The sequence below is a fragment of the Mesorhizobium sp. WSM4808 genome, assembly GCF_055811675.1.
In genome coordinates, this window is record NZ_JBVVQX010000012.1 from 1 (window position 1) to 11,133 (window position 11,133).

Consider the following 11,133-nt stretch of genomic DNA (forward strand, 5'->3'; position numbering starts at 1 on the left):
TCCTCCCGGCGGACAAGAAAACTGTCACCCATCTAATCAGTCCATTCTGTTACCTATCTATCCGGTTCGGACACCGGGCACTTCTCCCCGTATAGCGACGGGGAGAAGGACGCCCTCGTCGATGGTTTCGCTAGTCGTCCAGGTTGCAAGAAGAATGCCCGAGTCCGCGTTCAGCTCTCTTCTCCCCGTCACTATACGGGGAGAAGGTGCCGGCAGGCGGATGAGGGGCGGCGCTGTACTTGCAAAGCTATCGAACTGTTCCTAGCCACCTCGTAGAGAGGGTGCAAACCCTTGCTGGTCCTCGCCGCTTCGGTTAGGACACGCCCACTCGCAATATGTCATCGATTACTTAGCAAAAAAGACACCAGCTCATGGCCGACAAATCGGAAAAGACGAAAGCGCGACTGCCGCGCGGTTTTGCCGACCGCAGCGCCGAGGACATCCGCGCCGTCGAGAAGATGATGGCGACGATCCGCTTGGTCTATGAGCTTTATGGCTTCGAACCGGCCGACCAGCCGCTGATCGAATACACCGACGCGCTCGGAAAATTCCTGCCCGACCAGGACCGGCCGAACGAAGGCGTGTTCTCCTTCCAGGATGACGACGACCAGTGGCTGTCGCTGCGCTACGACCTGACCGCGCCGACGGCCCGTTTCGTCGCCGAGAATTACGAGCGCCTGCCCAAGCCTTACCGCAGCTATCGCTCCGGCTGGGTGTTCCGCAACGAGAAGCCAGGCCCCGGCCGCTTCCGCCAGTTCATGCAGTTCGACGCCGACACGATCGGTACGCCGGGCGTGGCCGCCGACGCCGAGATGGCGATGATGATGGCCGACGTCATGGAAGCGCTCGGCATCAAGCGCGGCGACTACGTCATCCGCGTCAACAACCGCAAGGTGCTGGATGGCGTGCTGGAGGCGATCGGCCTCGGCGGTGAGGAGAATGGCGGCCGCCGGCTGACGGTCCTGCGCGCGATCGACAAGCTGGACAAGCTCGGGCCGGAAGGCGTGAAGCTTTTGCTTGGCCCGGGCCGCTGGGACGGCGGCAGGGAGGGCGAAGGCGACTTCGCCAAGGGCGCCGGGTTGAACAACGGGCAAGCCGAGGCGGTTCTTCTCGCGACTGCGAGGACCATACAGGCCGGCCAGGATTCCATGGTCAGTTCGAACGCCATTTACCAGGAAGGCGTCGGCGAACTCGCCACGATTGAAGCGCTGGTCAGGGCGGCAGGATATGGCGAGGACCGTATTGCCATGGACCGCTCCGTCGTGCGCGGCCTCGAATACTACACCGGCCCCGTCCTCGAAGCCGAGCTTCTGGCCGAAATCCCCAACGAAGACGGCCAGATCGTGCGCTTCGGTTCGGTCGGTGGCGGCGGGCGCTACGATGGCCTTGTTTCCCGCTTTCGTGGCGAGCCGGTGCCGGCGACCGGTTTTTCCATCGGCGTCTCCAGGTTGATGACGGCGCTGAAGAACCTCGGCAAGCTCGACGCCTCGGACGTGATCGCGCCTGTCGTCGTGCTGGTGATGGACAAGGACACCGACAGCCTCGGCCGCTACCAGAAGATGGTGGCGGAGCTGCGCGCCGCCGGCATCCGTTCCGAAATGTATCTCGGCGGCGCCGGCATGAAGGCGCAGCTCAAATATGCCGACCGCCGCGGCTGCCCGGTCGCCATCATCCAGGGCGGCGACGAGCGCGCCAAGGGCGAGCTGCAGATCAAGGACCTGATCGAAGGCGCGCGCATGTCCGCCGAGATCACCGACAACGCCGAATGGCGCGCCGCCCGCCCGGCGCAGGTGACAGTGGCGGAGGGCGAACTGGTCTCCGAGGTGAGGAAGATCCTGGCGGCGCAGGCTGAGGAACGGTCTAAGTGACGAGCGCAGCCCTCTCTTGTCCTTCCCCCCTTGTGGGGGAAGGTGGCCTCGCGAAGCGAGGTCGGATGTGGGATGCTCCAGGGAACGCAAACGCCTCATTCCGTCACTCACCCCTCATCCGTCTCGGCGCTGCGCGCCGATCCAACTTCTCCGACGGGGGGAGAAGGGAAGGTGGCGCTCCATGACCTCCCGCACCCCCGCCATCTCCACCGACATCACCAACCTCTTCGCCACGCGCAACACGCACGCCGTCGAGGTCGCCATATTGCAGCCGGCGGACCCCTTCCTCGACATGGCCGGCGAGGATTTGCGCCGCCGCATCTTCCTCACCGAAAGCGAGACCGGCGAGACATTGTGCCTGCGGCCGGAATTCACCATTCCGGTCTGCCTTGATCACATAAGTTCGCAGGCCGGCACGCCGCGCCGTTATTCCTATCTGGGCGAGGTGTTTCGCCAACGCCGCGAAGGCGGCAACGAGTTCTTCCAGGCCGGCATCGAGGATCTCGGTGACCGCGATACCGCCGGAGCCGATGCCCGCTCGGTGGCCGATGCGCATGCGCTGCTGTCGCTGGTGCTGCCTGGCCAGGCATTGGCGATCACGCTCGGCGACCAGACCATTTTCGAGGCGGTTCTGGCCGCCCTTGGCCTGCCGCGCGGCTGGCGCATGCGCCTTGCCCGCGCCTTCGGCTCGGCGCCGATGCTTGAGGCGGCACTCGCCGATCTCGCCAACCCGCCGCGCAACAGCCAGCTCTCCGGCCCGGTCGCCGCCCTCGTCCTCGACGGTGATCTGGACGGTCTTTCCGCCCATATCGCCAGCGGCATGGAAGAGGCGGGCCTGTCGGCGTCCGCCGGACGCGCGCCGTCCGACATTGCCCGGCGGCTGATCGAGAAAGCCGAATTGCGCAGCGTTCGGCTGTCGAGCGAGGCCTTTTCCGCGCTGAAGGATTTTCTGGCGATCGACGTTCCGCTTGATGGCGCGGCCCAGGCACTGGAGACCTTCGCCACCGGCGCCGGGCTGTCGCTCGATGTCGCGCTGGAAAAGTTCGCTGCCCGCGCCAAGGCGATCGAGGCGCACGGCTTGCCGGCCGATAAAATCCGCTATGACGCCGCCTTCGGCCGCCCGCTCGATTACTACACCGGCCTGGTTTTCGAAATCGCGGCCGACAATGGCGACCGGCCGCTGGTCGGCGGCGGCCGCTATGACCGGCTGCTGACCTTGCTTGGCGCGAAGACGCCTATCCCCGGCGTCGGCTTTTCGGTCTGGCTCGATCGCATCGAGGCATTGCGGGAGACGGCGCCATGATCACGCTGGCGATCCCGTCGAAAGGCCGACTGAAAGAACAGGCGCTGGAAGTACTGGCCAAAGCCGGCCTCGCCGTCAGCCTGCCCGGCGACGAGCGCAAATACCACGCCCGCGTCGAGGGCCTGGATGATGTCGAAGTGGTGTTCCTGTCGGCTTCCGAAATATCAGGCGAGATCGGCCAGGGCGCCGTCGATCTCGGCATCACCGGCGAGGATTTGGTGCGTGAAAACCTCGCCGACTGGGAGAGCCGTGCCGAAATCGTCGCCCGTCTCGGCTTCGGCCATGCCGATGTCGTGGTTGCCGTGCCCGACATCTGGCTCGATGTCGACACCATGGCCGATCTCGACGACGTCGCCGCCGATTTTCGGCAGCGCCATGGCCGGCGGCTGCGCATCGCCACCAAATACTGGCGGCTGACGCAGCAATTCTTCTCGCAGAAGCACGGCATCCAGGTCTATCGCATCGTCGAGAGCCTCGGCGCCACCGAAGGCGCGCCGGCGGCCGGTCTGGCCGATGTCATCGTCGACATCACAACCACCGGCTCGACGCTACGCGCCAATCATCTCAAGGTGCTGGGCGATGGCCTCGTCCTTCGCTCGCAGGCCTGTCTGGTGGCGTCGAAGAAGACACGGGCGGCGGCCGATGAAGCGGTCCTGCGCGACATCGCGGCGAAGATGGCGGCTGCGGTCGGATAGGAATTATTTCCTTGACCGGTGAGGGCAGCTATGCTACATTTTTGCCCATGGTGCTGATTTGCGCCGGTGACCCGCCGCCCAGGCGGGTTTTTGCGTTTTGGGCTTCGTCAACCAACGCGAAGCTCCGGAGCATCGTTGACCGGATCGTTGCCCTGCCTCGACCATCGGCGGGATTTCCTCCACTCCGGCAGGCTGATAGGCTCGGCTAATGCATGTCGCCCAAAGTGATCTCGGTTTTAGGAAAACGACATGCATAAAAGCAAGGACCTAGAACGCGTCGCATGATTCTGTTTCAGCGCGACGCACTTAGTCCCGGGAGGAGAGAGCGATGCCGGTCAATCTCGACAAGCTGAAGAACGCCAGCAATTTGCGCGGACCCGGAGCGCGCGCTGGCGGTGTCTTCGTCGCACCCGTCGACAACAGGGCGCATGTCTCTGGCGAACGCAGCGTGCCGCTGCTCGACAAGACCATCCCCGCGCTGTTTTCCGACACCGTCAGCAAATACGGCACGCTCGACGCCGCTGTCTTCGTCGACCAGGACAAGCGCTTCACCTGGAGCGAACTGTCGGACACGGTGGACGCGCTGGCTGCCGGCTTCCTGGCGCTGGGGTTGGCAAAGGGCGATCGCGTCGGCATCTGGTCGCCCAACCGCTGGGAATGGCTGGTGACGCAGTTCGCCACCGCCCGCATCGGCCTGATCCTGGTCAACATCAACCCCGCCTATCGGTTGACCGAGCTCGACTATGCGCTGAACAAGGTCGGCTGCAAGGCGCTGGTCACCGCTGCCAAGTTCAAGACGTCAGACTATCTCGGCATGATCGAGACGCTGGCACCCGAGATCGCGAAGGCCACGCCGGGCAAGCTCAAGGCGCAAAAACTGCCGGCGTTGAAGATCGTCATCCGCATGGGTGATGAGAATTCGCCCGGCATGTTCAATTTCGGCGACGTGCTGGCCATGGCCGGGCGTGACGAGCATGACAGCCTCGACCGCATCTCGGAGAAGCTGAAGCCGGGCGAGGCCATCAACATCCAGTTCACCTCAGGCACCACGGGAGCCCCCAAGGGCGCGACGCTGACCCACAACAACATCATCAACAACGGCAATTTCGTCACTTCGGCGATCAAGCTGACCGTCGACGACCGGCTGTGCATCCCGGTGCCGCTTTACCACTGCTTCGGCATGTCGATGGGCACGATGGGTTGCGTCTCGAAAGGCGCCACCATGGTTTTCCCGGGAGAAGGGTTCGACGCCGGCGCCACGCTGAAGGCAGTGGCTCAGGAACGCTGCACCGGGCTCTACGGCGTGCCGACCATGTTCGTCGCCCTGTTGGATCATCCGGATTTTTCCGCCTTCGATCTCTCCAGCCTGCGCACCGGCATCATGGCCGGCTCGCCATGCCCGATCGAGGTGATGAAGAAGGTGGTGTCGCTGATGCATATGGAACAGGTGACCATCGCCTACGGCATGACCGAGACCAGCCCGGTGTCGTTCCAGAGCGGCGTCGACGACCCCTTGGAAAAGCGCGTCTCGACCGTCGGGCGCATTCACCCCCATGTCGAGGTCAAGGCGGTCGATGCCGATGGCGCTACCGTTGCGGTCGGCGTACCGGGTGAGCTTTGCACGCGCGGTTATTCGGTGATGAACGGTTACTGGGACGACGACGACAAGACCCGCGAGGCGGTCGACAGCGACGGCTGGATGCACACCGGCGACCTCGCCACCATCGACGCCGAGGGCTATTGCAACATCGTCGGCCGGGTCAAGGACATGGTCATCCGCGGCGGCGAGAACGTCTATCCCAGAGAGGTGGAGGAATTCCTCTACCGCCATCCAAAGGTCAAGGAGGTGCAGGTGTTCGGCATTCCCGACGCCAAATATGGCGAGGAGCTGTGCGCCTGGATCGTACTCAAGCCCGGCCAGATTGCCACCGAGCAGGAGGTCAAGAACTTCTGCGCCGGCCAGATCGCCCACTACAAGATCCCGCGCCACATACGCTTTCGCACCGAATTGCCGATGACGGTGACCGGCAAGCCGCAGAAGTTTTTGATGCGCGAGGCGATGGTGGAGGAGCTGGGGTTGGTGACGCAGAAGACGGCGTGAACGGGTGAACGCTTCGATCTGTCGGTGCGCGAATGCAGCCACGGTTCGCAGCAGCGCGCAGGGGCTTGCATGAGCGGTTTCGGACGTTCGATGACTTCATATGCGATGCCGCTGGCCGCTTTGGTGATGGCTGTCGCCGTCAGAGCCGGCGGGCTGTCGGCAGACGAAGGTTCGCTGAGCGCCAGGATACTCGTCGGAGCGCTTTCGAGTGCGATTATGTTCACCACCATTTTCGTGGTCCTCGACCACGCCGAGGCGGTGGCTCGGCGTGTAGGAGAGCCCTACGGCACATTGGTGCTGACTTTTGCCGTGACGGCAATCGAGGTGTCGATCATCGTTTCCATGATGCTGCATGGAGAGAACAACCCTACGCTTGCACGTGAGTCTGTCTTTTCAACAGTGATGATTGCATCCACCGGCGTCGTCGGCACCTGTCTCGCGCTTGGCGGCTGGCGTCATCGCAAGCAGGCAATTGTTCGACAAGGGACCAGCGCATATCTCGCGGTTCTGATCGCGCTGACCATCATGACGCTTATTCTGCCAACCTACACACAAGCTACGGGGCCGGGCACATTTTCGGCAGCTCAACTTGGCTTTGTGAGCGTGCTTTCGGTGCTGCTTTATGCAAGTTTTGTGTTCGCGCAGACTGTCCGCCACCGAGAAGACTTTGTCGAAGGGCAGGCCCACGGTGTTTCGCTGCGGACTGCCCCTCACGAAAGCGTCTTTGCCGGCGCATTGCTGCTTTTGATCGGGCTGATTGGCATTGTCATGCTCGCCGAGCAGGTCGCCGCAAGCGTCGAGGATACGCTCGTTGCCTATCAGGTGACACAGGCTGACAGCATTGTGGGGGCATTGATCGCCGGGCTGGTTTTGATGCCAGAGGCAATTTCCGCGGTTCGCGCTTCACTCAACAATGAGCTGCAACGCGGTTTGAATGTCGCGATGGGTTCCGCTTGCGCCACAATTGGTTTGACCATACCGGCGGTCGCAGCCGCCAGCCTGCTGACGGGAAGAGGGTTAACCCTGGGGCTTCCAGCGACTGACACAGTGCTTTTGATTTTAGCGCTCTTCATATGCAATGTGAGTTTTAGCACTGAAAGAACAACATTCTTGACGGGCGCTGTCCATATCGTGGTATTTCTTACATATATATTTCTTATATTTGTACCATGAAAACTTTGGCCCAGGCTGGTAATTAGATGCGGCACGAGGCAGCCGCCAACGGACTGCTTGGGTTCATCAGCCTGGAAGCCGACAGCGAGCTGCAGACGACCGCCCTTTGCCTGAGATGACGTTTCCGCTTCCGCGCCGAATTGCCGGTGACGGTGACCGGCAAGCCGCTGAAGTTCCTAGGAGCGTGAGGCGTCGGGATCATTCCCCGTCCAGACGCCGCCGTTGTGAAGAGGGGGTCGTTCAGCAATTGACGCAGACGCGTCAGGCGGGCCGACAAGGCCGATTGGGTAATGTTCAATCTCGACGCCGCATGGGTGACGTTCTGGTGCTTCAACAGCGCGTCGAGTGTCAGCAGCAAGCCAATGTCGAAATCCGATAACCGTTTCGTCAATGGGACCTCGAACCAGCAGGGGGGACCTCGAAACAGCAGGCGCTATTCAATCGGTAGCAATCTCTAGCACGGTTCCGGAGACTGAAGGACATGCGGCTCCAGTCAATCCTGCAATGGCTTCGAAGTTCCTTTCCCGCGCGGTCGGGTTACTGAGGTGACGGCAATCGGGACGGCTGGTCCGGGTAGCCTTGACGACAACAAGACCCGCGAGGGGATGATGCCGACGGCTGGATGCACATCGTGGAACGTCCGGTTTCAATACGGGGAGCACTAAGAGGCGAACCGATGTCGAGTGCTCAGCCGGCATGTGCTTCGCATTAGCGAGGTTCAGCCTCGGACGCCGCAGCCGTCCGTGCCGGCTTCAGTTGCCAGAATGATCTGACGAGAACATCGTCGGCATAGATCGCGTCATCGAATTGGGACTGCCCAAGCGCTTGGACCATTGTCGGTCGATCCCCGAGCAGCGAGACGCCAAATGCAGCCTTGCCATTCGGGAGCGGCACGCCTAGAGCGTCCAAAATAGTCGGGAATATATCGACCACGCTCGAAAGTCCGGTATATGTGCGGGGGCGAATGCCATCGCCCGACAGGGAGAAAAAGTTGCGTCTTTCAAACCTGTTCAACTGATCCGTCACCGTGCTCGGCGCGCTGAGGTGATCGCTTTGCAGCACCAGAACGGTATTCGCCATCAGCCCTTCTGCCTCGGCTTTGTGAATGAAGTCCGCGATGAGCATGTTCGTGCATTTGACGGCATGGAGAATATTGGGGGCTTGCGGAGAAAGTCCGGTCTTGCCGATGCATTTGTCCGTCAGATAGCCGTCCATCGCGTGCCCACCACTGACGGCGATCGTCAGCGCGAGCGGTTTGCCGTCTCGCTGCGCGCGCCGCAAAATGTCGAAACTCATATCCAGAACCTGGGCGTCGCTGGCGCCAAAAGTGCTGCCAGACCCGGCGACGGCAGCGACGACTTCCGATCCCCCAAAAAGCGATGAGTAGCCATGGGTGGCATAGAATGCCCCCTGACCGGTGAAGCCGAGTGGCCAACCGGAAACGAAGCTCTGCCGATAGCCCCGCGACTTCAGGACGTCGCCCAAGCAGGTCAAGCCTGGCAGGAACTGCGAATTCTCCTCCAGATACTCGCGGGTTGTGAAATACGACATCAGCAGCGGCGTTCCACAATTCGCGGCGACCATGCCCGCGATGGAATTGTTGGTGTAGGCCAGCTGCACCATGTTGGTCGCTGAGAGGCTACGCCTGTCGAATTCGAGCAGCGGACCCATGACATCGCCAAACGTCGCCTCGTTCATGTAGGTGCGTTCGGCGCTCTCGATGAAGATATGTATGAGGTTCTTCGGCACGGCGGTCACGGACGCCCCCGCGGCCGGTTTCGTCAACGAGGTAATATCGACGAAGTGCTTGGACAGGAAATCATGCAGCGGGTTGAGATGGACCGCCGCCGCGATCGGGCGCGTCAGCATCGGGTTTGCCGCCAGGAAGAACGCCATCAGGGCGACGTCTAATCTCCTTGTCAGTGTGCCGCGCGCCTTTAGCGCGCCGAGACCGAGAAGCACGACCAAGATGACCAGTATCGTGTTTCCGGTGTTCATCAAACATTCAAGAACGACGCCGGGGGTAAGAACCCCGGCACCGACATGCATGAACATCGCGGCCCAATCGAAATAGCCGAAAACGCTTTCAAGATAGACATAGAAAAGAAACAGGAAGCAGGGGATGAGCGATAGATAGATGCTGAACCACCTGCGTCTTGGCTGATCTGTCTTGGCGCCTTGCTGACAATCCAGCAACAGAAGCGCCCACAGAGCGCAAAGGCCAAGGATGACAAGCAGCCTTTTCTCCGAGAGATTGATTAGCGATACGAGCCAGGTGAGCGAGCCCACCGTCGCTGCGCTAACCAATGAAGCGATTGGCCTGGAAGAAACCGCAGGAATTCCGCGCATGCCTTGCACTCGAACGGTGATGTCCGAAGTGAATATCGAGAACCATTTAAAACTATACTAAGGAGATGCAGAAAATTTTTCCTCATTGAACGATCTGTTAAGTTAGAAAAAGCTAATGTCGTAGGGCGAAAGCAACCTGCCTTTTAGGGTGCCGGACAGCCATAGAAGGCTGGTCCGCCGTGATGTTCTAAGGTAGGATTAAAGTCTTCTTGGCGGGAGTAATGCTTGAGTGATACGAAATCCAGCTTTAGACGGCGTCAGGGCACTCGCCGCGATGCTGGTTGTCGTGCATCACTCCCAGAGCCCATGGATGCCTGGCGGCTTCATCGGCGTTGACATCTTCTTTGTCTTGAGCGGATTTTTGATCACGTCGCTCTTGATGCGAGAGGCCGACAGTACGGGCACCATCGCGATCGGAGCGTTTCTGCTGCGCCGCTCAGTTAGGCTGATGCCGCCCCTTGTTATGTTGCTTGCCGCAGCCCTGATAATCGGGCCGCTATTCTGGCCGGACGTCCCTATTGGGCTGATCGTCGCTATCTCGATTCTGTATCTCGCGGACTATGTAAGTGCGCTCCATGGCGTCATTCCCCTGCTTGGTCACACATGGTCGCTTGCGGTCGAGGAGCATTTCTACCTGATCTGGCCGATGGCGGTGCTGGGGCTGGCAAAGCTCGCCCAAAGGTCAAGGATCAAGGCGCTTGCGATAGCGTTCGTCGTGGCAACGCTTTGGCGGCTGGGCAATGCTTATCACTACACCGAGTTCGAGATGACTGCTTTCCGTTTCGACACTCGGCTCTCTGGTCTGCTGTTGGGCGCATTAGTGTCTGTTTCGGGCATCAGCCTCAAGGGTCGGCACGCCAATATCGTAGGGCTGTCGTCTTTGGGTGCGCTTGTGGTTCTTGCGTTCGTGGCAACACAAGAGCCTGTATCGACCGCCTATCTGCAACCGCTTATCGACATGGCGTCGGCCGGCCTCGTCGTGTCGCTGCTCAACAATGAAACGATGATAGCCCGTGCTTTTGCATGGAGGCCGATCGTCTATATCGGCATCATCTCGTATTCGGTCTATCTATGGCACTATCCGATTTCCAGAGCGGCGTTGATGTACACCAACGACTGGCGCATGGTCCTTGTCGTGACGCTTGTACTTTCGCTTGCGATCGCCGCACTGTCTTGGACCTTCGTCGAAAAGCCGTTTCAGTCATGGCGGCGAAATCGCTTCGCAATGGCCTAATCCGGCTTATCCGTCGCCCTACGCAAATGCGGCTTCAACACCTGAAAATCCGGAGCTTCACTTACGCGATCACGGAAAAGCACATACACGACTGCAACCGAGCATCCGAGCAAGCTCAGCGCCCGTCTACGGTCCCAATCAATCTGCGGCACTCATGCAATGGCCGGTTCAAGAAATGGCAAAGCTGGTCGCAACGTCAGCGATGCTGCACAAAGTTGCCATCTAAGGCCGAGCCTATTTAAGTCGTCATTGGGGAATAGAAGACTTGGCGGTTCCATTATGCCAAGCACGAAGGGGGGGGGGGGGGGGCCCCCCGGGTGGGTTTTATACAGAGACAGACAGAAGGAGAAATCGAAAATAAGCGGCCAGGGGGGGCCACCCCCACAGGCGCCCCCCCGCCACGCGGGATA

At 60.8% G+C, this 11,133-nt stretch carries 8 protein-coding genes; 6 read left to right on the forward strand and 2 right to left on the reverse strand.

The genetic code is table 11. From position 1 onward, the window contains the following. Positions 1-371 precede the first annotated feature (371 nt). From hisS to AC0L2U_RS21195, 5 genes are all read left to right on the forward strand, one after another. Positions 372-1,868 carry a histidine--tRNA ligase gene (gene hisS / locus AC0L2U_RS21175; protein ID WP_473602614.1) on the forward strand — a complete coding sequence of 499 codons (1,497 nt, stop codon included), beginning with the start codon at positions 372-374 and terminating at the stop codon, positions 1,866-1,868. A 181-nt stretch (positions 1,869-2,049) separates the two neighbouring features. Then, positions 2,050-3,171 (forward strand): ATP phosphoribosyltransferase regulatory subunit, encoded by a 1,122-nt coding sequence (locus AC0L2U_RS21180; protein ID WP_473602615.1) that lies wholly within the window; start codon positions 2,050-2,052, stop codon positions 3,169-3,171. Further along, positions 3,168-3,866 (forward strand): ATP phosphoribosyltransferase, encoded by a 699-nt coding sequence (gene hisG / locus AC0L2U_RS21185; protein WP_292693972.1) that lies wholly within the window; start codon positions 3,168-3,170, stop codon positions 3,864-3,866. Before AC0L2U_RS21180 ends, hisG begins: the two co-directional genes overlap by 4 nt. Before the next feature lie 328 nt (positions 3,867-4,194). After that, positions 4,195-5,967 carry an AMP-binding protein gene (locus AC0L2U_RS21190; RefSeq protein WP_473602617.1) on the forward strand — a complete coding sequence of 591 codons (1,773 nt, stop codon included), beginning with the start codon at positions 4,195-4,197 and terminating at the stop codon, positions 5,965-5,967. A 69-nt stretch (positions 5,968-6,036) separates the two neighbouring features. Continuing rightward, on the forward strand, positions 6,037-7,140 hold the full coding sequence (locus AC0L2U_RS21195) for a calcium:cation antiporter (protein WP_128289546.1): 1,104 nt from the start codon (positions 6,037-6,039) through the stop codon (positions 7,138-7,140). 22 nt (positions 7,141-7,162) lie between these two features. Here AC0L2U_RS21195 and AC0L2U_RS21200 read toward each other — a convergent pair whose 3' ends face one another. Both AC0L2U_RS21200 and AC0L2U_RS21205 read right to left on the reverse strand, forming a co-directional pair. Then, complete coding sequence (locus AC0L2U_RS21200) at positions 7,163-7,531, reverse strand: helix-turn-helix domain-containing protein (RefSeq protein ID WP_127807756.1); 369 nt, start codon at positions 7,529-7,531, stop codon at positions 7,163-7,165. A 317-nt stretch (positions 7,532-7,848) separates the two neighbouring features. Continuing rightward, the gene (locus AC0L2U_RS21205; protein ID WP_127807755.1) at positions 7,849-9,489 is read right to left on the reverse strand and encodes a sulfatase-like hydrolase/transferase; all 1,641 of its coding nucleotides are present in this window, start codon (positions 9,487-9,489) and stop codon (positions 7,849-7,851) included. Between the two features lie 229 nt (positions 9,490-9,718). Here AC0L2U_RS21205 and AC0L2U_RS21210 point away from each other — a divergent pair, with 229 nt between their 5' ends. Further along, positions 9,719-10,723, forward strand: coding sequence for an acyltransferase family protein (locus tag AC0L2U_RS21210; RefSeq protein ID WP_128289549.1), 1,005 nt, complete (start codon positions 9,719-9,721; stop codon positions 10,721-10,723). Positions 10,724-11,133: the final 410 nt, after the last annotated feature.

Bases quoted from the DNA above. Each gene is read 5' to 3' on its own strand.
- hisS (WP_473602614.1), top strand. From the start codon at position 372: ATGGCCGACAAATCGGAAAAGACGAAAGCGCGACTGCCGCGCGGTTTT.
- AC0L2U_RS21180 (WP_473602615.1), top strand. From the start codon at position 2,050: ATGACCTCCCGCACCCCCGCCATCTCCACCGACATCACCAACCTCTTC.
- hisG (WP_292693972.1), top strand. From the start codon at position 3,168: ATGATCACGCTGGCGATCCCGTCGAAAGGCCGACTGAAAGAACAGGCG.
- AC0L2U_RS21190 (WP_473602617.1), top strand. From the start codon at position 4,195: ATGCCGGTCAATCTCGACAAGCTGAAGAACGCCAGCAATTTGCGCGGA.
- AC0L2U_RS21195 (WP_128289546.1), top strand. From the start codon at position 6,037: ATGAGCGGTTTCGGACGTTCGATGACTTCATATGCGATGCCGCTGGCC.
- AC0L2U_RS21205 (WP_127807755.1), bottom strand. From the start codon at position 9,489: ATGCGCGGAATTCCTGCGGTTTCTTCCAGGCCAATCGCTTCATTGGTT.